Origin of the sequence: Gemmatimonas sp., assembly GCF_046594945.1 — a bacterium.
In the GTDB taxonomy this organism is placed as follows: Bacteria; Gemmatimonadota; Gemmatimonadetes; order Gemmatimonadales; family Gemmatimonadaceae; genus Gemmatimonas.
This window is the reverse complement of sequence record NZ_JBKJRB010000113.1, coordinates 1-22,514: the sequence shown is the minus strand read 5'-3', so window position 1 is coordinate 22,514 and position 22,514 is coordinate 1. Positions and strand designations below refer to the sequence as shown.

Annotated in this window: 25 protein-coding genes; 15 read left to right on the top strand and 10 right to left on the bottom strand. The window is 64.2% G+C overall.

Annotated features, from left to right (window positions below):
- Positions 1 to 195 precede the first annotated feature (195 nt).
- Positions 196 to 861, top strand: a complete 666-nt coding sequence (locus ACLL97_RS13880) for a nitroreductase family protein (protein WP_411281070.1) — start codon at positions 196 to 198, stop codon at positions 859 to 861.
- Positions 862 to 907: 46 nt separating this feature from the next.
- Complete coding sequence (locus tag ACLL97_RS13875) at positions 908 to 1,336, top strand: nucleotide triphosphate diphosphatase NUDT15 (RefSeq protein ID WP_411281069.1); 429 nt, start codon at positions 908 to 910, stop codon at positions 1,334 to 1,336.
- Here the strand turns inward: ACLL97_RS13875 and ACLL97_RS13870 are convergent.
- Positions 1,312 to 1,782, bottom strand: coding sequence for a DUF2231 domain-containing protein (locus ACLL97_RS13870; RefSeq protein WP_411281068.1), 471 nt, complete (start codon positions 1,780 to 1,782; stop codon positions 1,312 to 1,314). The genes ACLL97_RS13875 and ACLL97_RS13870 overlap by 25 nt on opposite strands.
- Before the next feature lie 101 nt (positions 1,783 to 1,883).
- On the opposite strand from ACLL97_RS13870, the gene ACLL97_RS13865 reads away from it, so the two are divergent.
- Positions 1,884 to 2,474, top strand: coding sequence for a helix-turn-helix transcriptional regulator (locus ACLL97_RS13865; RefSeq protein ID WP_411281067.1), 591 nt, complete (start codon positions 1,884 to 1,886; stop codon positions 2,472 to 2,474).
- Positions 2,475 to 2,519: 45 nt separating this feature from the next.
- On the opposite strand, the gene ACLL97_RS13860 is transcribed toward ACLL97_RS13865, so the two are convergent.
- From ACLL97_RS13860 to ACLL97_RS13845, 4 genes are all read right to left on the bottom strand, one after another.
- Positions 2,520 to 3,557 carry a zinc-binding dehydrogenase gene (locus ACLL97_RS13860; protein ID WP_411281066.1) on the bottom strand — a complete coding sequence of 346 codons (1,038 nt, stop codon included), beginning with the start codon at positions 3,555 to 3,557 and terminating at the stop codon, positions 2,520 to 2,522.
- A 123-nt stretch (positions 3,558 to 3,680) separates the two neighbouring features.
- Positions 3,681 to 3,896, bottom strand: coding sequence for a translation initiation factor IF-1 (gene infA, locus ACLL97_RS13855; protein ID WP_373057861.1), 216 nt, complete (start codon positions 3,894 to 3,896; stop codon positions 3,681 to 3,683).
- 29 nt (positions 3,897 to 3,925) lie between these two features.
- Positions 3,926 to 4,369 carry a hypothetical protein gene (locus tag ACLL97_RS13850; protein ID WP_411281065.1) on the bottom strand — a complete coding sequence of 148 codons (444 nt, stop codon included), beginning with the start codon at positions 4,367 to 4,369 and terminating at the stop codon, positions 3,926 to 3,928.
- Positions 4,370 to 4,618: 249 nt separating this feature from the next.
- Positions 4,619 to 4,831: a cold shock domain-containing protein gene (locus tag ACLL97_RS13845; protein WP_171226847.1), complete on the bottom strand. Its 213-nt coding sequence runs from the start codon at positions 4,829 to 4,831 to the stop codon at positions 4,619 to 4,621.
- Positions 4,832 to 5,365: 534 nt separating this feature from the next.
- Here ACLL97_RS13845 and ACLL97_RS13840 point away from each other — a divergent pair.
- The 6 genes from ACLL97_RS13840 to ACLL97_RS13815 all read left to right on the top strand — a co-directional run bounded on the left by ACLL97_RS13840 (position 5,366) and on the right by ACLL97_RS13815 (position 9,647).
- Positions 5,366 to 5,953, top strand: a complete 588-nt coding sequence (locus ACLL97_RS13840) for a DUF1697 domain-containing protein (RefSeq protein WP_411281064.1) — start codon at positions 5,366 to 5,368, stop codon at positions 5,951 to 5,953.
- A gap of 3 nt (positions 5,954 to 5,956) precedes the next feature.
- Complete coding sequence (locus ACLL97_RS13835) at positions 5,957 to 6,544, top strand: hypothetical protein (protein WP_411281063.1); 588 nt, start codon at positions 5,957 to 5,959, stop codon at positions 6,542 to 6,544.
- A gap of 115 nt (positions 6,545 to 6,659) precedes the next feature.
- Positions 6,660 to 7,190, top strand: coding sequence for an SRPBCC family protein (locus tag ACLL97_RS13830; RefSeq protein ID WP_411281062.1), 531 nt, complete (start codon positions 6,660 to 6,662; stop codon positions 7,188 to 7,190).
- Positions 7,187 to 7,651, top strand: a complete 465-nt coding sequence (locus ACLL97_RS13825; protein WP_411281061.1) for a hypothetical protein — start codon at positions 7,187 to 7,189, stop codon at positions 7,649 to 7,651. The genes ACLL97_RS13830 and ACLL97_RS13825 overlap by 4 nt, the downstream gene beginning before the upstream one ends.
- Positions 7,648 to 8,265: a hypothetical protein gene (locus tag ACLL97_RS13820; RefSeq protein WP_411281060.1), complete on the top strand. Its 618-nt coding sequence runs from the start codon at positions 7,648 to 7,650 to the stop codon at positions 8,263 to 8,265. The genes ACLL97_RS13825 and ACLL97_RS13820 overlap by 4 nt, the downstream gene beginning before the upstream one ends.
- Entirely contained in the window at positions 8,262 to 9,647 is a 1,386-nt protein-coding gene (locus ACLL97_RS13815; RefSeq protein ID WP_411281059.1) for an NAD(P)/FAD-dependent oxidoreductase, read from the top strand. Before ACLL97_RS13820 ends, ACLL97_RS13815 begins: the two co-directional genes overlap by 4 nt.
- Before the next feature lie 13 nt (positions 9,648 to 9,660).
- Here ACLL97_RS13815 and ACLL97_RS13810 read toward each other — a convergent pair whose 3' ends face one another.
- Positions 9,661 to 11,361 carry an alpha/beta hydrolase-fold protein gene (locus tag ACLL97_RS13810; RefSeq protein ID WP_411281058.1) on the bottom strand — a complete coding sequence of 567 codons (1,701 nt, stop codon included), beginning with the start codon at positions 11,359 to 11,361 and terminating at the stop codon, positions 9,661 to 9,663.
- 5 nt (positions 11,362 to 11,366) lie between these two features.
- Positions 11,367 to 11,939 (bottom strand): YybH family protein, encoded by a 573-nt coding sequence (locus ACLL97_RS13805; protein WP_411281057.1) that lies wholly within the window; start codon positions 11,937 to 11,939, stop codon positions 11,367 to 11,369.
- 326 nt (positions 11,940 to 12,265) lie between these two features.
- Between ACLL97_RS13805 and ACLL97_RS13800 the strand changes: the two genes are divergently transcribed.
- From ACLL97_RS13800 to ACLL97_RS13780, 5 genes are all read left to right on the top strand, one after another.
- Positions 12,266 to 12,994: a hypothetical protein gene (locus tag ACLL97_RS13800; protein WP_411281056.1), complete on the top strand. Its 729-nt coding sequence runs from the start codon at positions 12,266 to 12,268 to the stop codon at positions 12,992 to 12,994.
- Between the two features lie 261 nt (positions 12,995 to 13,255).
- Positions 13,256 to 13,633, top strand: a complete 378-nt coding sequence (locus ACLL97_RS13795; RefSeq protein WP_411281055.1) for a group II truncated hemoglobin — start codon at positions 13,256 to 13,258, stop codon at positions 13,631 to 13,633.
- A 14-nt stretch (positions 13,634 to 13,647) separates the two neighbouring features.
- Entirely contained in the window at positions 13,648 to 14,172 is a 525-nt protein-coding gene (locus ACLL97_RS13790) for an RsmD family RNA methyltransferase (RefSeq protein ID WP_411281054.1), read from the top strand.
- A gap of 31 nt (positions 14,173 to 14,203) precedes the next feature.
- Positions 14,204 to 16,360, top strand: coding sequence for a penicillin acylase family protein (locus ACLL97_RS13785; protein WP_411281053.1), 2,157 nt, complete (start codon positions 14,204 to 14,206; stop codon positions 16,358 to 16,360).
- Positions 16,361 to 16,362: 2 nt separating this feature from the next.
- Positions 16,363 to 17,217 carry a Fumble domain-containing protein gene (locus ACLL97_RS13780; protein WP_411281052.1) on the top strand — a complete coding sequence of 285 codons (855 nt, stop codon included), beginning with the start codon at positions 16,363 to 16,365 and terminating at the stop codon, positions 17,215 to 17,217.
- Positions 17,218 to 17,245: 28 nt separating this feature from the next.
- Here ACLL97_RS13780 and ACLL97_RS13775 read toward each other — a convergent pair whose 3' ends face one another.
- Positions 17,246 to 17,647: a surface-adhesin E family protein gene (locus ACLL97_RS13775; protein ID WP_411281051.1), complete on the bottom strand. Its 402-nt coding sequence runs from the start codon at positions 17,645 to 17,647 to the stop codon at positions 17,246 to 17,248.
- On the bottom strand, positions 17,644 to 19,212 hold the full coding sequence (locus ACLL97_RS13770; protein WP_411281050.1) for a sodium-dependent transporter: 1,569 nt from the start codon (positions 19,210 to 19,212) through the stop codon (positions 17,644 to 17,646). The genes ACLL97_RS13775 and ACLL97_RS13770 overlap by 4 nt, the downstream gene beginning before the upstream one ends.
- Before the next feature lie 534 nt (positions 19,213 to 19,746).
- Here ACLL97_RS13770 and ACLL97_RS13765 point away from each other — a divergent pair.
- Positions 19,747 to 19,947, top strand: coding sequence for an ATP-binding protein (locus ACLL97_RS13765; RefSeq protein WP_411281071.1), 201 nt, complete (start codon positions 19,747 to 19,749; stop codon positions 19,945 to 19,947).
- A gap of 252 nt (positions 19,948 to 20,199) precedes the next feature.
- Here ACLL97_RS13765 and ACLL97_RS13760 read toward each other — a convergent pair.
- Positions 20,200 to 22,514, bottom strand: a 2,315-nt coding sequence (locus tag ACLL97_RS13760) for an ATP-binding protein (protein ID WP_411281049.1), incomplete at its 5' end; no start/stop codon positions are given.

Below are 22,514 nucleotides of genomic sequence, written 5' to 3'. Positions count from 1 at the left end.
GCTAGGAATTACGGGCGCTAGGAATTACGGGCGCTAGGAATGAACAGCGGAACGGCTAGGAGCGCATGCGCTGTTGGCCGTTCCGCTGCTCGCAGTTCACGCCCTTTATTCCTAGCGCTCCTAATTCCTAGCGCCGTCTATTCCTGGCGCCGTTCATTCCTAGCGCTCCAAGTAGTTCACCATCGTCCGCACCGAATGACCATCCCTCCCTTCGTCCCGCTTTCCTACACGCGACTCCCTGCTGGCGACTCCCTCGCACGCGCGCGCGCGTTCCACGCCCAGATGGATCGGCGCCGAACGACGCGGCATTTCAGTACCGACCCAGTGCCGCGCGAACTTCTTGCGCTGGCGATACGCACCGCCGGAACCGCGCCGAGCGGTGCGCATCAGCAGCCGTGGACATTCGTGGCGGTCTCGGACGACACCCTGAAGCAGCGGATGCGCGCCGCCGCCGAGGAGGAGGAACGGGCGTTTTACGCCGGCCGTGCGACGCCCGAATGGCTGGATGCGTTGGCGCCCCTCGGCACCGACGAACACAAGCCGCACCTCACTGACGCGCCGTGGGTGATCGTGCTGTTCAGGCAGTCGTTCGGGTACTTCCCCGACGGGGAGAAGCGCACACATTTCTACACGCAAGAGTCCTGTGGCATCGCCGCCGGATTGTTTATCGCTGCGATTCATACGATGGGGCTCGTCACGCTGACCCATACGCCGAGCCCCATGGGGTTCCTCGGCGAGTTGCTGGAACGACCGGCCAACGAGAAGGCGATGCTCGTCATGCCGGTAGGCTATCCCGCCATCAACGCGCGAGTCCCCGACCTGTCGCGCAAGCCGCTCGACGAGATCGCTATCTGGAAGTAAGCGTTCAACGACCGGAACCGGTGACACGAACGTGCTAAGTTGAACGATGAGCTCACCATTGTCTGCCGTTCCGCGTGTCGGCGTCGCCGTCATCGTGGTCCGCGATGGTCGCGTACTGGTGGGCCGCCGATTGGGTGGTACGCAGGGGAACAACAGCTGGCAGTTCCCTGGCGGTCATCTGGAGCACGGCGAGTCGATCGCCGACTGCGCCATCCGTGAAGTCGCCGAGGAAACCGGTCTCGATGTCACGGTGACCGGCTTCGGTCCGTTCACCAACGACATCTTCGAAGCGGCGGGGAAGCACTACGTCACGCTGTTTGTGCTCGCCACGGCACCGGTCGGGTCTCCGCGTGTGCTGGAGCCAGAGAAATGTGCGGAATGGTGTTGGTGCGAGTGGGACACCATTCCCAAACCACGCTTCCTCTCGGTCCAGCACCTGCTCGAGCAGCGCTATCGCCCGCCGGGCGTTGTATAGGCTGACGCGGCCCCGTCTCGATAGACGAGCTGCCCGCCGCTGTGCCCCACGTTGTACCCGAAGCCGACCACGGCGAGTGTACCCGCGGCGGCCACCGCACGGGCCGTCGCACCCACACCGCCACGCGCGAACCCGACACCGGCGATCAGGAGGACAACGCCCGTCGCCAGCACGAAGGCGTCGGCCGCCTCTTCGTGCGTGTGGAGCGCCTCCCGCGGCACGACGTTCTCGACGGTGTCCTCTTCATCTTCGCCCGTCTCCTTGGCCAGCAAGCCGCTGCCAATCGTGAGGGCAATCAGGGCTGTGACGACTCCCCATACCGGTAGCACACGCCCGCCGCGACGGATCGCGATCAGGGCCCCGACGCCAAAGAGCGGCAGGAGGACAGTCATCGCGATCGGCAGGTGCACGATCAGCGGATGAAGCGGTGTCGGAAGGAAAGACATGGTACGTTCCCTTGAAGTGGGTAGGTCATCGTGTTACCCACAGCTTGGGCCCATTCCTGCCGGCATAGTATCCGGCAAGTGCCTATTTCGGAGCGCGACATATGTCGGAGAGGCGAGTTTCTCGGGCGGATTCAGCTGCTGCTGACGACGATGAGCCGTCCAACGACTTCAGCGGGCCACTGCCGATGGTTCTGGCGGGCTTTCTGCTGCTCGTGGTTGCAGGGGGACTGGTTGATCTGATGCTCGACGCGCCCAACAGCATCTGGTCGCTCCATGTGCTGTTCGAGATCGGCCTGGCCGTGTGCAGTCTCGCCTTTGCCGTGGTACTCTTTCGCGGCTGGCGTCGATCGGCCGCCGCCCTTCTCCGCACTCGCCTGTCGCTCGCGGAGAGTGAACGGTTAGTGGCCCAACGGCAGACTGAACGCGACGCTTGGCGAAAGAGCGCTGAGTCGGCGCTGGCCGGCTTCTCGGCAGCTATCAACCGGCAGTTCGATTCTTGGCATCTTACTCGTGCCGAGCGCGATGTCGCCCTGCTGATCCTGAAGGGGGCGGGTCACAAGCAGGCAGCGGCGCTGTTGGAGCGGTCGGAGCGGACGGTGCGGCAGCACGCCGTCGAGGTCTACCGTAAAGCCGGACTGCAGGGACGGGCGGAACTGTCCGCGTTCTTCCTGCATGACCTCATGTTGCCATAATACCTGTGAGATCGCGCGTCACTGCGGCTGTAAATAGCTCCACAACTACGGTACGACGACGGTTCTCGCGGGAGCCTCATGCCGATCAAGGGCGTCCAGCACACCGTTGATCTCGCGCGCCTGCAGCGGCACCGTGTGCGTGACCACGTCGGCTAGGTCGAGCATGCCCTTCTCGGCCATCTCGAGCAGCTCGTACAGCTCGCTGAGTAAATGATCGTTCGACCCAATCAACTCCGCTTCGCGCCCGATCAGGTCGCGATACGTATCGACCAGCAAGCTGATATCGGACAGCCCAACCACGACCGCGCGACCCAACGGCGCTAGCGACTGCAGCGCGGTGCGCATGGTGTCCGGGTTGCCGACGAGTTCCAACGCGACATCGACGCCGCGTCCGTGGGTCATCTGCCGCACCTGCGCCACAACGTCATCGGGCGAGAGGGCGGTTGCCTGGATCGTACGCGCCCCGAAGGTGGCAACCAGCGCCAGCTTCATCGGGTCCCGGTCCACGGCGATCACGTCGGAGGCACCGAGGGCCAGCGCCAGCTGCACCGCCGACATCCCCAGTCCGCCAGCGCCGACCACGAGCACCGACTCGCCGCCCTTGAGTCGACCTTTGCGGAGTGCGTGTAGCGACGTTGCCGAGGAGCACATCATGACCGCGCCTTGCTCGAAGGGCACGTTATGCGGGAGCGGCACGGCGTTCCGGGCCGGAACCACGATGTACTCGGCCCAGCCGCCGTCGGTGAAGTGCCCGAGCATCTTGCCGGTGGCGCAAAACTGCTCGCGGCCGGCGAGGCAATCGTTGCACTGGCCGCAGGTGACCAAATAATGGAGACACACGGCATCGCCGACGTTATGACTGAGCACGTGCTGTCCAACGGCCACGATTTCACCGGCGACTTCGTGGCCAAGTGTCAGCGGTAGCGGCTCCACCCGCGAGCGGCCAGCGCGATAATGCACATCAGAGTGGCAGATGCCGGCGGCGCGAACACGAACGAGGACATCGCCGGGGCCGCATTCCGGGATTGGGATGTCAGCATCGACCACGGGCGCACCCGCGGCGGGAAGTCGCACAGCGCGCATTCGGCGAACACTCCGGAGGGGATGAAGCCCTACGCTACCCGAGGCAGCGCTACCCGCGACGGCGGCAGCCGCCTGACCTGACGACTGCGACGCACCGTGCGTGTGACCTGCAATGAACTGGAGCTACTTGTGGCGGAACGTGATGCGGCCGCGGCTCAGATCGTACGGCGACACTTCGACCGTGACCTTGTCACCGGCGAGAATGCGGATGCGGAACTTGCGCATCTTCCCCGCCATGGTGGCCAGCAGTGAATGTCCGTTCTCGAGAGCGACACGGAACATCGCGCTGGGCAATACGTCCGACACGACTCCTTCGAATTCGATGGCGTCTTCCTTCATACAGCCTCCTTGGTCATGCGCACGTCCTACTAGGTCGTTGAACCGGAGTCGATCGGCGCGTCCTGAAGGAGCGCCTCAAGAGCCGTCCGGAGTTGATCGATACAGCGGCCCGCGAGCTCGAGGGACGCATAGCCTTCGCGTTCCAGCGACTCCGGATGCCAGTGCCACGTGGCCTCGCTGGTGGCGGAGGGAAGACAGGTCTCTTCCCAAACCGACTGCGGGGTGGCCGGTACCTGCCGCCATCCACGCCGTTCGGGAGCGTGTTCACCGCGCGGAGCGATGACGCCACGCCACACGATACAGAGCAACTGTCCAGCTGCTGGGACATCGGTCCCGTTGCGGAGCCACGCGACCGTGAGGGCGACGGGGCCGAGCTGGACGATGCAGCGATCGGGCGACAAGCGAACCGTTGGCGGTTCGATCGACGTCTGAACCGCCAAGACCTTCGTGGCAGCGACCAGGCCTTCGGACAAACGAGCAAACTCACGCGTGCAAACGGCCTGAGCGCGGTGTGAGGACAAGAAAGAAGTGCGAGCAGCCGTGTCGCGCGGATCAAACGCGCGTTCGGCGGGTGCGCTGTCAATCATGCGTGGTTCCCGGTGAGAGGGGACAACGCCGAAGCGCCGTGTGGCGGACAGAGGTCCGGGCACACGGCGCTTCGGGACGTCATGCGTGATTCGTGTTACGCGAAGCACTCATGACGAAAGGGCTGAATGCCCGAATTAGCGACCCATCCGCGTAACGTTCTCAGCGGCCGGACCCTTCTGGCCCTGCACGATGTCGAACTCAACGGTCTCGCCTTCGGTCAGCGACTTGAAACCGCCGCCCTGAATGGCGGAATGGTGAACGAAGCAATCCTTCTGTCCGTTCGCCGGGGTGATGAAGCCGAAGCCCTTGGCATCGTTGAACCACTTTACTGTGCCGGTCGTACGCATCGCGATACTCCTGTTTCTGATTTGGTGCTGGTGTCAGTCGGAGCACGCGGGCAGACGAGCCGATGCAGAACGGAACCAACCACCTGGTACTCGTGATCAACCTCACGACGGTCGCCACCACTCGGTGACTACGATACAAACAAAGACGGACCCGCTCGATTTGGCAGGCCCGTTTCTATCGGAACTTGTCCCTACGCCGAGGCGCATGCATCGCTTCACAGAAGGTACAAGGTCTGCTCCAGAAACGCAAATGAAAGTCCAACTCTTTTTGTCGCTCCGGTCGCCTAGCTCCATGTGGCACGGTGACTTGCCTCCATCCACGAGTGTCCGAGACGATCCTGTGACCTCCAGCAACGTCGAGCTCGCCGGTTTCCCGTCGGCCCCGGTTCTTTTTTGCCCTGCAGGCGATCAGAGTGGTCGTGCTCGTGGTGACGCAGCGCGTCGCGGCGGCGCCCTGGCCACTCCAAGCCGACGGCCGTACCGACGGGCGTACCGACGGGCGTACCGACGGGCGCGTCGTGGCTATACTCCAGCATGGCACGAATTTCCCGGGATCGAGATGACGTCCACATCGCATTGCTGCGTGGCGTCAATGTTGGTGGCACGAAGAAGGTGCCGATGTTGGAGCTCCGCGAGCTCGCACGTAGCCTCGGCTTCGGGAATCCGCGCACGCTGCTGAACAGCGGCAATCTGGTGTATGCCGCGCACGGCAAGCCGTGCGAAGAGGCGGCGATCGCCCTCGAGCAGGGCATTCTGCAGCGCATGAAAGTGTCCACGCGCGTCCTCGTGATCACGGCGGCGGAGCTGGACCGAATTGTCGAGGAAAACACGATCGACGATGACGACGTCGATTCGAGCCGCCTGTTCGTGTCGATTTGGCGTGAGATGTTCGATCGACAGGCGCTGTTGCCGCTGCTGGAGCAGGAATGGGGTGAGGAAACGTTCCGTCTTGGCTCGCGCGCCGCGTATCAGCACGCACCCGACGGCGCCTCGGAGAGTGAGTTGGTGGACGCCGTCGCCAAGCTGCTCGGTGACCGCGTGACGGCGCGCAACTGGAATACCATCGGCAAACTGCAGGAGCTGGTGGACGACGTCGCGGCCGCCGCCAACGAAGACGCGTAGGCCGTGACCCGCGCAGGTAGCGGCACTCGGTCGCGCTCCTTGCTGCTGGTCGTGCTGGTCGTGCTGGCGCTCGGCGGTTGGCTCGTGCGGCCGCGGCCACTGCGGCCACCGGCGCTCAGCGATCGAGATCAGCTGTTGGTACAGCGCGCGGCGCTGCTCACTCTGTTCGTATCGCGAGAGCACGCGACGCAACTTGTGTTCTGGAGCGACCGGGCGAACCTGTCGCCTACGCTGCAACTGCTTCGAGAATCCGGTGTGCAGATCGAGGCGGAACAACCGGATACGGCGGCGCTCGCGATGCCCGTGCCGGTGCATCTGGAGTCGCTGGCAACACTCGAGCAGCATTTCCGAGCGCGGCCCGATGGATGGGAATCGTGGTTCGCGCGATTCCCCGGCAGCAGCGGACTGGTTGCGCTCACGCGTCCGGTCGTACTCGCCGCGCCCGCCGACCGCCTGGAGCGCGTGGCCGTGGTGGTCGCGCGGACCTGCGGCGAGCACTGTCACTCGGCGTGGCGTCTGATATTGATACGTCCTACGGGGCACTCTTGGCAGGTGCAGGCCGTCAAGCCCCTCGCACTGCCGCGCGACTGAGTCCTCGCGTCGCGTCCTCCGATCGCGTCCTCGGATAGCGTCCTCGGGTAGCGCCGGCGCAGCCTACTCGGCACTATAGCACTCCTCCCAGCTCCTCCCCACGGCCGAGACGCGCATGCTCAAAACTGTCGGCATCATCCTGCTTGTCCTGCTCGGCGCTTTGCTGCTCATGGCATCGCGTCAGCCTGATGCGTTTGCGATCGAACGCTCCGTCGTCGTCTCCGCACCCGCTGCGGTGATTTACCCACGGATTGCCGACCTGCACCAGTGGAGCACGTGGTCACCGTACGAGAAGCTCGATCCGCAAATGAAGAAGGTCTTCAATGGCACACCCGGTGCGGCGGGTGCGAGCTACTACTGGAGCGGTAACGCAAAGGCGGGCGAGGGAACGCTCACGGTGCGCGAGCTGATGCCGCCATCGAAGATCACGATGCAGCTGGACATGCTGAAGCCGATCGAGGGGCATAACGTCGTCGAATTCAATCTCGAGCCGACGGACGGCGGCACCCGTGTCACGTGGGCGATGCGCGGCGCAAATACCTTCCTCTCCAAGATCGTGGGGGTGTTCATGAATATGGACACGATGATCGGCCACGACTTCGAAGACGGGCTGGCCTCACTCAAGACCCAGGCGGAGACCAGATGAAATCATTCGGTATCGCGCTCGCGGGCTACATCTTGATGTTCGTCGTGCTCTACGCCACGCTCACCGTGCTGTATTTCGCGCTCGGGACCGAGCGCACGTTTCTGCCCGGAAGCTATGCCGTGACCCCGTTGTGGATAGCGGTGTTTTGCGTCGTTCAGTTCAACTCGGGGTTGTCGGCGGGAATCGTCGTGTCGAAGCTGTCGAGTGACCGCAAGATACCGCTCATCCTCGCGACGATGACGCTGGTGTTCGGCCTGCTCATGGCGCTGGCGGCGACGCAGGGCACCGTTTCGGGCACGGTGCACGACGCCATACCGCGCGACGGATCACTCACGAACATGCAGGCCATGATGCAGGCACAGACGCCGGTGTGGATTCAGCTGATCGCTCCGGCGCTGGCGGCACTTGGTGTGATCGCGGGCGCGACACTCCTGTCGGTCGCTGGGCGCCGCCGCGCATGAACGCGTCGGACGCCTCGCTGTGGGTGTCCGCAAGTGACAATCGCTGGCACGACGCACTTGCCCGCTACGACGACGCGATCGCCGCACTACCGTCGGGACGACTGATCGGGCACGATACGTGGTACCGTTCGGAGCTGCCAGCGCTGATCCACGCGCGACGCCCGGGCTACGTGCTGCACGATGAGATGGTGCGTATCACCGAGTGGAAGATGGCGCGCGGCGTGTGGCGCGCCCCGAATCTGGTACTGGTGCGTAGTAATACCGCGGATGAGGTGGTACGCGCGAGTCGGTCGGCGTGGGAGCAGATCCCGCACCCGACCAAACCGGTGACTGCGCTGGTCGCGCTTAAGGGTGTCGGTGCGGCCACAGCGTCCGCGCTGCTGGCCGTGATGGCGCCGGAGATCTACCCCTTTTTCGACGAGGACGTCGCCGCGCAAGTGCCCGAGCTTGGACCGATGGCGTGGACCAACGGACACTACGCCACGTACGCCATCGCGTTGCGTGAGCGCTCGGCTCAGCTCTCGGCGACGTTCGCACGGGAGTTCTCCCCGGTCATGGTGGAGCGCGCACTGTGGGCTGCTCACCGGATCTTACAAACGGACGCGCCCGCATGATCGCCGCCGACGTAGTGATCTGCGGCGCGGGGATTGCCGGTATCACGACGGCGCACGCGCTCGCGGTGACGCACGGGGTGCGCAACGTGTTGCTCGTGGACGAACGCGCACCGCTCACGCTGACCAGCGACAAGAGCACCGAGGCGTATCGTAACTGGTGGCCAGGTCCCGACGATGCGATGGTGCAGCTCATCAATCGCAGCATCGATCTCTTGGAGCAGTGGTCCGACGACAGCGATGACCGTTTCAGTCTGAACCGACGCGGCTATCTGTACGCTACGCGCGATATGGTTACGGCCGAGCGATTCGTGGCCGATGCCGCGCGGGCGAGTGCGCAGGGGGCTGGCGCGGTTCGTACGTATCGTTCCCTGAGCGAGGCGGGTGCGTATCAGCGCAGTCCGCACCGTGGCTTTCGCGATGTGCCCGACGGCGCTGATCTGTTCCTCGATCACGGCGCCATACGCCAGCATTTTTCGTGGATGCACCCCGACATCGTCGCGGTACTGCACGCGCGCCGATGCGGGTGGTTCAGCGGCCAACAGCTCGGCATGTATCTGCTCGACGAAGCGAAGGCCGCAGGTGTGCAGCTGATGAGTGGACGCGTCTCTCACGTGCTGCAGGCGTCGGGAGTCGTAGAGGGAGTGGAAATCGCTCGCGCCGACGGGACCTCGTTGCGCGTCGCGTCGCCGGTGTTTGTGAATGCGGCCGGCCCATATGCGGCGCAGGTGGGCGAACTGGCCGGCGCGTCGCTGCCACTGTTTTCAGAGGCGCACTACAAGATCGCGATCGAAGACACCGCCGGCGTGATCGATCGCGACACCGGTCTGGTGATTCTCGATGACGCGCAGCACCTCGAGTGGAGTGACGAGGAGCGCGATGAGCTCGCCGCCGATGATGCGACGCGTTGGCTCACCGAGCCGATGCCGGCGGGCATCCATCTGCGTCCCGAGGGGTACGGGGCGAGTCGTACCGTGTTGATGCTGTGGGACTATCACAGCACCCACCGTTTCAGCGCTCCGGAGTTTCCGATGCCGGACGACCCGCTCTATCCGGAGCTGGTCCTCCGCGGCATGACGTCCCTCGCGCCCGGTCTGGCTGCGTATGTCGCGCGTTTGCCGCACGCGTATGTGGACGGCGGCTACTACACCAAGACCGCCGAGAACCGGCCGCTGGTGGGCCCGAGTGGTGTGCGCGGCGCATATGTCTGCGCCGCGTTCTCCGGCTTCGGTTTGATGGCCGCGCCAGCGTGCGGCGAACTGCTCGCCGCGCAAATCGTGGGTGTCGAACGACCAGACTATGAACGGGCCTTTCTGCCCACGCGATACGACGACCCCGCGTATGTCGCGCTGTTGGCGAATTGGGGAAGGTCGGGACAGCTGTAACGCCGAGTTCGCGCTATGGACGTGGCGCGTTGCGCTTGATCTGCTGGTCCATGATGCGCAACAGTTCCTGATTGCTCCACGGCTGCCACCCGTGCGGTTTGAGCGGACGTCCGTAGTCGAACCTGCCGGCGTAGTACGGTCCCTTGCCCGGTTCTTTGGTGCTCTCGAGAAACGTTTCGAAGCGATACACGCCGAGGTTGAGGAAGTAGTTGTCCATGTCACCGACGGCCACATGCAGCTTTCCCACCAACCGCGGTCCGATGGTGGACCAGTGGCGTTCCACGTAGTCGCGAAGGTCGTAACCGTTGGCGCGCATCGCTTCAGCGACGCGCTTGTCGATCACACCAGTGCGCTTGTCCCAGAGAGGCTTCGGATAGCCATCGGTGCCAACGGGGGCCCACGCGGCCTGCCAACCGTCCCACTGTCCGCCCGAGCGCCCGTTGGTGGCAATGACCAGTTCAGCGGTGCTCTCCTCGCGCATCGTGAGTTCGGTCAAGCCTTCCGGCGAGCGACTCGACGGCACCTCGCGGGGGAGCCACGAGCGTTCGTTCATCACGAAAGCATTGGCGTCGGCGTAGACATTGCCGAACTGGTAATTGCGAAAGTCCAGCTGGTCGGGATACAGCGACCAGGCACCGCCGAACACGTCGGGGTAGTGCACCTGGAGGGCGAGCACGTCCCAGCCACCGGTCGACCCGCCTGTGAGCGTGCGCGCGTACGACGACGCGATCGTGCGGTAGCGCTGGTCGATCTCCGGGATGAGCTCCTGCGTGATCGCGTCGCCATACGGGCCATTGTTGGCGGAGTTCAAGACGTAGCTGTCGTCGTAGAACGGGGTGGGGTGCTGAATGAACACCGCGATGAACTCGGGTACCTTGCCGGCGGTCCACGCCTGCTGGAACTCACAACCGGGTTCGCGGGCGCTGCGCACGAGTCGAGCGTCCTTCGCCTGCGCGGTCTCCGGCGTCTCACATCCCTCGAACGTGAAACCGAACGGCGCGCGCTCGCTGAAATGCCCCACCGTGTACACCACGGGATACCGCTTGCTGGTGTTCTGCTCATAGCCCTTGGGCAACAGCACGACGGCACCGAGCGGCATTTCGTGATTCCAGAAGGCACTGACTTTCTTCGACGTCAGCTTCACCCGCTTCACCCACGGCGTTTCGCCCAGCGTGGCGACCGGCGGTAGCACCTTGGTGAGCGAGAGCGAGATAATGGGATTCGTGGCTGGGTCGATGCGCAGTTTCTGCACGGCGCTCACGAGTGAACCGGGAGCGTCATTGAAGCGCTGGCCTTCCCACGAATCCATGTGCGCCCAGATGGTGTGACCATCGGCGCGCGCGAACTTGGTGTATGGCAGGATCAAGCCCTGTACGAAATACTCGCCGGCGGGCAGTGATTTCAGTGAAGCGACCGGAAAACCGAGCGTGGTCGCCTCGATGGTGGCGATGCCACCGGGTCGTATCGCGTTCACATCGACGCCGAAGAACGGTTCGCTGTTGCCGTTGGAGCCCGCTAGCAGACGGGGCTCACGGCGATCGGTGCGCGCGATAAATACGAAGGCGCGTCCGGTAATGGGCCCGGAGGCGACTGAGGCGTCAACGCGGAGTTGAACCGTCTGCGCCGCCATCGGGGCGGCCACCGGGGCGGAAAGTGACGCGAGGCTGGCCACAAGCCATACGGCGCGACGGGAAGAGCGGGGAGCCGTCAACATGATGATCAGTGCTGATGCGAAGGTGGAGGCGACGCGATGGGGACTTCTGACGCGAGTCCCGGCGCCGTGGATTCGGGTGTGTCCGAGAGATGCTCCTGCACGATGCGCCAACGGCCGTTCTCACGGCGCCAGAGCATGGTCCATGCGCCGCTCACGGTATGCGGCGAGCCCTGCGGCGTGATGTGCGGAATGCTGTATACGAGCGTGAGCACCGCGGCATCGCGCGTGATCACGTCCACGTAGGTGGAGCCGAGCACGAAGCGCGGCTGCTGCATGTTACGACCGACGCGCTGCCAGAATCCGGCGATTTCACCGGCCAGTGGTTCGCGCGTGGTGGTCACCCGTCCGGCGACGGCGGAAATGATGCGACCGCTATCGGGATAGAGGCTGAGTAGCCGCGCGGCGGGGGCAGGCTTCGAGAAGTCGTAGGCGCTGGTGACGAGTGCACTCAGCGTATCGGCAATCGCGCGCCGGTCGGCAGGCGACACCCGGAGCGGGTCGGTGCAGGCGGTCATCATCGACATCGTCGAAACGGCGACAACACCAACGGCGAACAAGCGGCGTACGGGAGGGCGCATCGGTGGCCTGGAGTGCGGGTGCCCGATCGGAACAACAGGACGCATCTCCGTGAGGATAACGAGCGCGGCCGCCCGTCGCGCTGGTGCACCGGGTATCCACGCGTCACGGCTGAGATCGCAAGATGTTGGCGGCGTCCGCGTTCTCACTCAGTGGACACCGATTGTCACCTTGAGGGGACGGTTCGTCGCGTGGAACCGAAGGGGTCCCTCTGAGCGACTGACAAAGTCGACTGGCGCGGTCATTGCCGTGCACTGTGGCATCGGGATCACTCGGCAGGCGTCGGGTGAATGCCCGTCTGCCATGGCCGGGCGGCCAGGAGGAGCTCGTGCGGAAAACGATGAAGACGGCGGCGGTAGTTTCAGGGCTGGCCGCGGTGTTCGCGATGGGTGGCTGTGGTGGAGAACGCGACCCGGCGGCAATGACGGCTGATCTCGAGCGCGACCTGCAGTTGGCCACGGCCGCCGAGCGACCGCGCACGGCAGTGATATCGGCGCTGGAAGGAGGTCCGACCGGCGCGCCGAGTGGCGATCAGATCGGTCGCCGCGATGCGGTGCCGACACGGCGCCGTACGGCGCGACCGACGCCGAGCGCGCCGATCGCCGAGACGATGACGGCGGAGTCGGTCAACGAAGCGCCGGCACCAGCCACGGTCGCGACAGAACGCGTGGAACCCGCCCCGTCCCCGAGCCCGGAACCGGGCGTACAGGCGCCGCCCGATCTCTCAACGGAAGCGGTCGCGACCTCGGGCCCGTCGGCGCGCGGTGACGAGGATGCCGGTCGCGATCGCGGCACGAGCAGCGGCAATGTTGGCAACGGAGATGGCGGCCGCCGAGGCGGGGGATGGGGCGGCATTATCGGTGTGGTGATTCGCGGCGGCGGTGCCGGCGAAGACCACTGCGAGGAGCACGACCGTCGTCGCAATGGCGGCCGCAACGGCGGCCGAATTGGCACCCGCGTGGGCGGCAACGGCGGCATCATCGGCACCGTGATTGGCGAAGTGATCGATCGCGGACGAGCACCGGTAGGGACGCCGCAGAGATGGCCGAGGTACTGAACTTTTAGAGCAGACGGCGCTAGGAATGACGGGCGCTAGGAATGACGGGCGCTAGGAATGACGGGCGCTAGGAATGAACGGCGCCAAGAAGAAACCGCGAAACAGCAGACGGCGCTATGCGCTTCTCGCAGTTTCGCCCTTTCTTCTTGGCGCTTTTTATTTCTAGCGCCCCTCATTCCTAGCGCCCTTCATTCCTGGCGTCCCTAGCTTTCTTGGAGCCCTTAGCTTTCCTCCTTCAGCGGTACTATTCTTCCCTTCTCCATGGCTCACTACGACGACCTCGGTGGAGAGGCCGGCATCCGTTCGCTGGTCGATCGCTTCTACGACCTGATGGACACCGCGCCCGGAGCGGTGAACGTGCGCGCGCTTCACGCGAACAGCCTCAAGGGGTCACGCGAGAAGCTCTTTCTGTTCCTGACCGGATGGACGGGAGGGCCGGATCTGTACGTGGAGAAGTTCGGCCATCCGCAGCTGCGGATGCGGCATTTCCCTTTTGCCATCGGCGCGCGCGAGCGCGACGAGTGGCTGTGGTGCATGGATCAGGCGCTGACCGAGCACGCGATGTCCGAGGAGCTCCGCGGATATCTCAGGCTCAGGATGCACCAGCTGGCCGAACACATGCGCAACCAACCTGAGTAGCTCAGAAGACCGTTATGCGCATAGTGGCCGGGAAGTTCGCGGGACGACATCTCACCTCACCCAACGATTTTCGGGTGCGCCCCACGGGGGAGACGGTGCGGGTGGCCCTCATGCGACTCTTGCGCAACGATCTCGAAGGGGCCCGCATCATTGATTTGTTCGCCGGCACCGGCGCCCTCGGACTCGAGGCCCTCTCGCGCGGCGGCAAGTACGTGGACTTCGTGGAGTTCCGTCCCTCGAGCCTGCACGCGCTGAAGGCGAACATCGCCTTGCTCGGGGTTCGCGAGAAGACGCGCATCTACAAGAAGGACGCGCTGCCGTTCGCCGGCCAGCTGCCATCGGGAAAATTCGACATCGCGTTCGCCGATCCTCCATACGAGTCGAAAATGCTGGACCGGCTGATCGAGAGTTGGCATCGTCAGAAGTTCTCGACGATCCTCGCGATCGAACACGCGCGCGTGCACGTACTCCCTACGATCGTGAAGCCGCAGCATACGCAGATCTTCGAAGACAGCGCTATCTCGGTGTATCGCCTGTAGTTCTCACCTGTCAACATTCGTAGCTCCTACCATGCGCACCATGCTCCGTTCCGTCATCGCGGCGACACTGCTGCTCGCGCCGGTTGTCTCGTCAGCGCAGCCCTCCACGTGGAAAAAGCAGGCCGACCGCGTCACGATCATGCGCGATCAGTGGGGCATCGCCCACGTGTACGGCAAGTCGGACGCCGACGCCGTCTTCGGGATGGTGTACGCCCAAGCCGAAGACGACTTCAATCGCGTGGAGACCAATTACATCACCGCGATGGGACGCACGTCGGAAGTGGAGGGCGAGGGTGCGCTCTGGCGCGATCTGCGCATGAAGCTCTTCATCGATACGCTCGACATGAAGGCGAAATACGCCGAAAGCCCGGCGTGGCTCAAAGCCCTGATGAACGGCTTTGCCGATGGCCTCAACTACTATCTGGCCACCCATCCCCAGGTAAAACCAAAGCTGATCTCGAAGTTCGAACCGTGGATGGCGCTCACGTTTACCGAAGGCAGCATCGGCGGCGATATCGCCGGCGTGAACGCCGCGGGCATCGAGCAGTTCTACGCGCCGCGCATGGGGATGTCACCCACGGCGCCCTCGCGCGAGGAGTTCAGCGCGGAGTTCGAGTCGCGCGAGCCCACCGGATCGAACGGCTTTGCGATTGCGCCGAAGAATACGGCCAACGGGCACGCGTTGCTGCTGATCAATCCGCACACCGACCACTACTTCCGTCCGGAAATTCACGTCACCAGCGAGGAAGGGCTCAAGGCCTACGGGGCGGTCACGTGGGGACAGTTCTTCATCTATCAAGGCTTCAACGACAAGAACGGCTGGATGCACACCACCGGTGGCGGTGATGTGGCCGACGAGTATCAGCTCACGGTCGCTGAGCGCGACGGCAAGGTGTACTACCAGTATGCTGGTGGTGAGCGCGAACTGAAGGCCACCCGCATCGTCTTGCCGTACAAGACGGCGGCGGGTATGCAGCGTAAGACGGTCACGGCATACTTTAGTCATCAGGGGCCGATCGTTCGCAACGACAACGGCAAGTGGGTGGCCGTGCGTCTCATGCAAGAGCCGATCAAGGCGCTGATGCAGTCGTTCGGCCGCACAAAAACCAGCGACTTCGCAAGCTACAAGCAGGTGATGGAACTACGCACGAACTCGTCGAACAACACCGTCTACGCTGATGTGAACGGAACGATCGCTTTCGTGAACGGTGACTTCATCCCAAAGCGCAATCCGAAATACGACTACACGCGCCCGGTCGACGGCGGCACACCGGACACCGAATGGCAGGGACTGCACGCGATCGAAGAAACGATCATGGTCACGAATCCGGCTACGGGCTGGTTGATGAACACCAACAACTGGCCCTTCACCGCAGCCGGCCCGAACAGCCCGAAAATCGGCGACTATCCGAAGTACATGTCGCAGTATCAAGAAGAGAATGCGCGTGGTATCCACGCGATCCGCATGCTGAATGGCCGCACCGACTTCACGGTCGACAAGCTGATCGCTGCCGCCTACGACAGCTACCTGCCGGCCTTCGAACAGTCCATTCCGCCTCTCGTGGGCGCCTGGGATGCATTGCCCGGCGCCGATACGCTGCGCCTCAAGCTGGCCGATCAGATCGCCGTCCTGCGCGGTTGGGATTATCGATTCGGTCTCACATCGGTCGCGATGTCGCTGGCCAATGCGTACGGTGAAGAGCTCGCGCGGATCACACGCGGCAATCGCGCCGCGGCGCGCGACAACGCGGTGATGCTGGCCGCGTTGGCGCGCATCTCCGACAAGCTGGCCAGCGACTTCGGCACCTGGAAGACGCCATGGGGTGAGCTCAATCGCTTCCAGCGTCTCGATGGCCGTATCACGGCGGTGTACGACGACAGCAAGCCCAGCATCGCGGTGCCGTTTACGTCGTCGAATTGGGGCTCGCTGGCGGCATTCTCACAGAACGGCGTGCGGACCACGAAGCGCATCTACGGCAACCGCGGCAACAGCTTCATCGCAGCCGTCGAATTCGGCCCGCGTATCGTGGCCAAGAGCTCGCTGGCGGGCGGCGTGAGCGGAGACCCAGGATCGACGTATTTCATGAATCAGGCCGAGGACTACGCGCAGGGGCACTTCAAGACGGTGAACTACTACCGTGATGACGTAGAGAAGAACGCGAAGCGCACGTATCATCCGGGTCAGTGAGCGTGGTGATCGACGCTGTGCTGCGTCCCGCGGCCGCGATCGACTTCGGCGCCAGCAATACCGATGTCGTGGTACGCGACGGCGGCGCAACGCGCCATTGGACACTGCCGAGCGAAGGGCAGCCCGATGAAGCGCGCGTGCGACGGGTGCTCGACGCCGGTGGCGTGGCGCCGCGCGATCTCCAGTGGATCGCGGTCACCGGCGGCAATCGCGCGATGCTCCCGCAGGCGATCGATGATCGCACGCTGCATCGCGTCGATGAGGTGCGGGCGATCGGACGCGGTGGACTCGCGCTGTCCAATCTCGAGTCGGCGCTCGTGACCAGTGCCGGGTCGGGGACGGCGTGCGTGTCCGCGACCATGGACGGCGCGCACCACGTGACCGGAACCGGCGTTGGCGGTGGCACGCTGGTCGGACTCGGTCGGCTTCTGCTGAACACTGTTGATCCACGCGAGATCGACGTGTTGGCGCAAAACGGCTCCGACACGACGCACAACCTCACGATCGGCGAAGTGCTGGGCGGTGCCATTGGCACCCTCCCGCCCGAAACAACCGCCGTGAACTTCGGACGCGTGGCCCGTCATCCCGTGGAGGCGTCGCGCGAAGACACGGCAGCCGCGCTCGTGAACATGGTGGGGCAGGTGATCGCCGTGATTGCGATCAATGCCGCCCGTGCACAGCAACTGCCGCAGGTGGTGGTCGTGGGCCATTTGACGGATCTCAAGAGCATCCGTCGCACGTTCGGACTCGTGGCCAAGTTCTACGGTGCCACTATTCTCACCCCAGAAGCGGGTGGCTCGGCAACCGCCATCGGTGCGTTACTGTCTACCGAGCGCATGCTGCGAACGGGCGCCTAAGCTACGCGCCCGTTCGCAGCCGCACGGATTATTTCGCCTGACAGAGATGGTCGAGGGCGACCTTCGGCATGGACCCAGGAAGCGGCGTGGCGTACCCCGGAATCCCGACTTGCTTGTGCTGCGCCACTTTCGTGCCCTTGGCGTCGCTGTAGTACCAGTTCTCCTTCACGGCGACGACTTGCTTGCGACAATCGAGCATGAGCAGCGTGCGCGAACTGTACCAGTTGCCTCCCGGTACCTTGGTGGGCTTGTGAAACTGCACGCGCAGCGCGGCGGTGATGATGCCCCCATCGCGCTTCACCGACTTCGGCTCGAGCAATACCGTGCCGCCGTTGATCAGGCCGATCGGCTTGGGTGACTGCGCACCGACCGGCGCCGCGCTGACAAATGCGATGAGCACGACGCTCGTGGCCCAACGAATATGCGTCATGGGATGCTCGGCGGCATGCGGCCGGCGTCCATCTCCGCCGTCTCCGTCGGAGCGATCTTCGCGAGTCGATCGTTGAACAGGAAGAGCAGCACCAAGACGATCGTCCACTGCATCAGGATCGTTCCGATGTTCTCGATGCCGAATGGATTGAGGGCGCCTTCGCCGCGCACCTGCCACATCCACCAACCCATCAACGCGATCGCTTCGAACGGTACGAGATACTTCATGCACACATCGAACCAAGCGCCGATGCGAATATTCGAGTGTTCGTGATTGAGCTGTTCCTGGCGGAACTTGGCTGGTCCGATACGATTCACGGCGATCGCGAAGAACAAGCCCGACGCCATCAATCCGACGCCCCACACCCAATCCTGATTGTGCAGGATGTCGATTGAAAACGCCGACGGCAGTCCGAGCACCAACCCGAAGACACCGACCACCCACACGGCTTTGGCACGCGTCCAGCCCATGTCGAGTAACACGCGCGTGCCGAGTTCCACCATCGCGATGAGCGAGGTGAAGGCGGCGAAAAACAGCGCAAGGAAAAAGAACGTCATGAACAGGCCGCCCGCGGGCAGCGTGGCGAAGAGCTTCGGAATCCAGATGAACGTCACGCCTTCGTTGCCGGCGCCGAAGATCGTGTTCTGGACCAGGTCGGCGTTCAGCGGCGCGCCGGCCGCCATCGCTTTCGCGAGGTCCGGGAAGTCGGCCAAGGCCTGCGGGTTGCTGGCAATCGAGGCGACCAGCTGCGGAACGACGGTGAACACGGTGCAGAACACCATCATGCCAGCGCAGAGCGACACTGTGTTGTTCGCGATCGGCAAGATGAACCCATTGAGCGCCGTGTCTTCATTCGGGCGCATGTAGGCCGCATATGTAAGCACCAGACCCCAGCCGGCACCGGTGTCCCATGCATTCTGCGTGAGCGCCTGCAGCCAGATGTTGGCGTCGCCCAGTCGGTCCCAGTCCACTCCGTAGAAGTAGTCGAGCCCCGCCTTGGCCCCCGGTAACATGAGTGCGCGAACGGTGAGCAGCAGGATGAGACCGATCAGGATCGGCATCAGTATCGTGGTGGTACGTTCGATGCCCTTCACGCCTTTGGCCACGATGAACGTGGCGCCCAGAATCGAGATCACGTGCGGCAGCACCGGCGCGGTGGTAGTCGAGAACGTGCGCCAGAAGCTCACCGAGTTGTCGCCGGTTAGCTCGCCCAGACCGGCGGCGAGGGCGTACCGCAGCGTCCACCCGGTGACCACCGAGTAATACGCCATAATGGCCACGGCTACGAAGGCGATGAAGGCGCCCATCCACGCCGACTTCTTCCCCTGCGTGCGTACGAAGGCGCCGATGGGTCCGAGGCGCGTCATGCGCCCCATGCCGAACTCCACGAGAATGAGCGGGATCGACCACGTGAAGAGGCAGACGACCCATGCCACGAGGAACTCACCGCCGCCGTTGGTGGCGGCGATACGGGGGAAACGCCAGATGTTGCCAGTGCCGACGGCCATGCTGAGCATGGCCAGCATCATGGCCCATCGGGACGAGAAGCCTTGCGACTGACTCACGAACGCTCCGGAAGGATGGTAGTGGCGGCCGGGCGGGGTAGCCGCACCACTGTACGGGGCGAAACTACAGCCCGGACCGCGGCGGACCTAGGGGTAGCGGTTTGAATGGTCATCGACGCGTGGTGGGCCTCGGCGGTGCGCGCTAACCTCAAGGCGCCTTCTCATCGAGCCGCCACTCACGCAGGTTGACTAATCAGGTCGGGGAAAAGTTGAAGGCCTCGCGGAGGGCCCTCGGGTTGACGCGAAAGGAGCTCGCGCGCCGCGCGGGCGGCAATTCGCCGCGCAACGTGGAACGGCCACCAGATCCGGCTTGCCGAGGAAGGCGCGGATCCGTTGGCCGCGAACTACGGCGCCGCGGGACTCGCTGCGGTGGGCCGCGTCTCGGCGCAGGCCTTCGCGGTCGCGAACGCACGCCGCCCGTCGCGACGGTAAGTGGATCCACTGTCCAACGATACCTCGGCACTCGCGGGTGATTTCCGTGACTTCTATTGAGGTGCTGAACGCGCACAACGTCGTGTTCATTCTCGTGAGCAGATTCGCGTTCGCCTGTTCACACCGCTGGCGCGCGCGGCGGGCGCATTGAATGACGCGGCGAGCAACGAGGAACGCATGGGCATGGGTCTGTCGATCTCCCGGACCTTTGCGCGTGCTCAGGGGGGTGATGTCCAGCACCGACCACGAGAGAGCGGTGGATCGCTCTTCGTGCTCACCCTGCCACGCGCCCCTGTGCGTTGACGGCGCTTGGTGTCCAATGCGCGCTCGGTAACTGTGGAGCGTCGAGTGAACGTCCGCCAAGCGCGAGGGCGGTGAACATGACCGTACGCGACGGGCCATTCCGCGGTAACGTGCTCCCGCCGAGCATCTGACGATGCGTCCTGCTGACAAGCAGGCCAACCCTCGGCGCATCGCGCAGTATGCGTCGGTCCGCGTGCGGAAGAAACCAGCAATATCGCGTAAACACATTGCGCACGCACGGGACGGCACCGTTCAGCGCGCGACGTGACGCTCCGCATCGAGCAGTTCACGAACGGTGTGCAGCAGTTCGACCGTCGAGAACGGCTTTGCGAGAAACGGGAGTTGGCGCTGCGCCACATCGCGAACCAGTTCGTCGTCGTCTGGATAACCACTGATGAGCAGCACCTTGACCATCGAATATCGTACGGAAATCTCACGCGCGAGATCGGCGCCGGACATGCCCGGCATCACGACATCGGTAATGACGAGCTCATACGGACGATCTGCGCTGGCGAGTGCAGCGAGGCCCGCCTGTCCGTGCTCGGCATGCGCCACGTCGTAGCCGGCACGCGCGAGAATGCGCGTGGTCACCGAAGCGACGGCCAAATCGTCTTCCACCAGAAGAATACGCTCGACGCCGGAGTTAGACGTCGGAGTCGGCACGCGGCCGTCAGCGCGGCTTGGCACGACTGACCGTGCGGCGCCGATCGTCGCCTGTGGTACCAGTGGGAAGTAGACGTGGAATGTGGTGCCATGTCCTTCGGTGCTATCCACGTGAATGGCGCCGCCGGACTGCTGCACGATGCCATACGCGAGCGCGAGGCCAAGCCCGGTACCGCGTCCGCGATCCTTCGTGGTGAAGAACGGCTCGAACATTCGCTCGCGCGTTTCCGGCGAGATCCCGGTTCCGGTGTCGGACGCACTGATCTGGATGTAGCGACCGGCCACGAGCAACGGCGTACGCGGATCGCGGGCGGTAAGATCGACCGCGCTGGTGCTGAGATGGAAGCGGCCGCCACTGGGCATCGCATCGCGCGCATTGGCGGCCAGATTCATCAGCACCTGCTCGAGCTGCCCACGGTCGGCGCGCGTAACGCCCACCTGTGGTTCCAACGAAAGCGTGAGCGTAATGGCCTCGCCGAGCAAGCGCGCGATGATCCGTTCGATGCCGGTGATGACATCGTTCGGATCGAGCAGCTGCGGAGACATCGCCTGCGGGCGGCTAAAAATGAGGATCTGTCGTGTGAGTTCAGCCGCGCGTTGCGCGGACGCCAGTACGCCCTCCACGTCGTCGCGAACCGGCGATGCGTCAGGAAGCTCGGCGAGCGCCATCTCGCTGTACCCGATGATCGACGAGAGGTAGTTATTGAAGTCGTGCGCGACGCCACCGGCGAACGAGCCGAGCGCCTCGAGCTTCTGGGCTTGTCGCAGCTGTTCATGCGACGCGGCGAGTGCGGCGTTTCGCTCGACGATCGCGTCGGCCATCGTGTTGAAGGTGCGTGCGAGCGTGCCGACTTCGTCGTTGCTGACGATCGCCGACCGGCGCGCCATGTCGCCGGCGGATATGGCGCCCGCATCACGCGTGAGCGACTCGATTGGCGAGACGAAGCGGGCGACGATCCCGTACCCGAGCACGACCACCGTAAGACTGAACAGCAGGCCAAGCAGCACGTCTTGGGTAAACTGCGTACGCGACGGACCGAACGCGTATTCGGTCGGAATGCCCACGTACACCCGCCACGGCATCTTCGAGACGATCTGCGCGCCGAACACACGCTCGACGCTGTCGATCGAGCTGAGCACGAACACGCCCCATGCCAGCGGGACGCGCGCGGCAGATGGTCGCCGTTCCTGCGGGAACACTTTCCCGATCCAGGCGTCAGCGTCGCGCGAGCGAAGCACGATGCGATCGGCCGAGTCGATCACCGAAAGAATCGATCCGGGTGGCAGGGTGCGCGCCACGCGCATCGCTTCCAGCGAATCGAGGAGCACCCCGGCGCCGACCATGGCGCGCACCCGCCCCGACGCCGAATCAATGATCGGCGAAATGAACGGCAGGAACCAAGGATTCCCGGCATACAGTGTCGTGCGGACTGGCAGTCCGACGGTGAACCGCTTGGTGCGCAGAGCGTCCTGGAAGTAGGCCCGCGTTCCGAGGTCGACAGACGCGCGACCACTTGCGGGGAGCCTGGCGGCGCCGATACTGCGCCCCAACGAATCGACCACGAAGATGTTGGAGTAGCGCACCGGCGTCTCACGATAGAGCGACTGCAACAGCAGATCGTTGCGCTCCGGCGTCGCGTGCGGATCGAGCAGCCGGCGCAGGCTGTTCAGCAGTGTCTGCGCGTCGATGATCGTGGCATCGAGCGAGCGCGCCACGCTGGTGGCGGTCTCCTGCGACTGTGCCGCGATGCGACGCTCTTCGGCCGCGCGCCGCTCGCGAGCCCGCAGAAACGCCAACATGGTGATCACCCCGGCCACCAGAATGGCGGCGACCTGCAGCCGACCGCGAATGCTGAGCGACGTGAACATCGGTCGGCCGGGGGAGGGAAGGGTCACTCTCGGAA